Origin of the sequence: Streptomyces sp. NPDC059900 (assembly GCF_050270335.1) — a bacterium.
GTDB lineage: Bacteria > Actinomycetota > Actinomycetes > Streptomycetales > Streptomycetaceae > Streptomyces.
The window spans coordinates 2,592-2,917 of sequence record NZ_JBNNJZ010000803.1 but is presented as its reverse complement, the minus strand read 5'-3'; the positions used below and the strand labels follow the sequence as shown (position 1 = coordinate 2,917).

1 pseudogene is annotated in these 326 nt (G+C 69.3%); it reads right to left on the bottom strand.

Annotated elements, in window-relative coordinates:
- Window positions 1–154: 154 nt before the first annotated feature.
- A pseudogene (locus ACQKIP_RS44195) lies at window positions 155–326 on the bottom strand (hypothetical protein); the annotation flags it as partial.

The window sequence follows — 326 nt, the reverse complement described above, 5'->3', positions numbered from 1 at the left end:
CGTCAGTGCCGTCCCCGCCGTGCACCGAGGGCTCCTCGCCCGCTGCCAGCCGCTCGACGGCGGTCAGGGGCTCCCTGCGGTCCCGGCGCAGCGCAAGGCCCGCCGCGAGTACGAGAACAGGGTCAGCGCCCTCACACCCTGAACAAGATCGTTCTCACCGATAACCACTGTACCGATGTTCCCCGAGGCCGGAGTCGACGACGACCCAGCCATATCCATAGGCCCCGTCAAGCTCCGGCACCCGCACCTGCGGGGCGAACAGCTTCCGTTTCGCGGTCGCGGACAGGACACGGTCCCCGGCGAGCACGCTGTGGCCGCGGTAAATG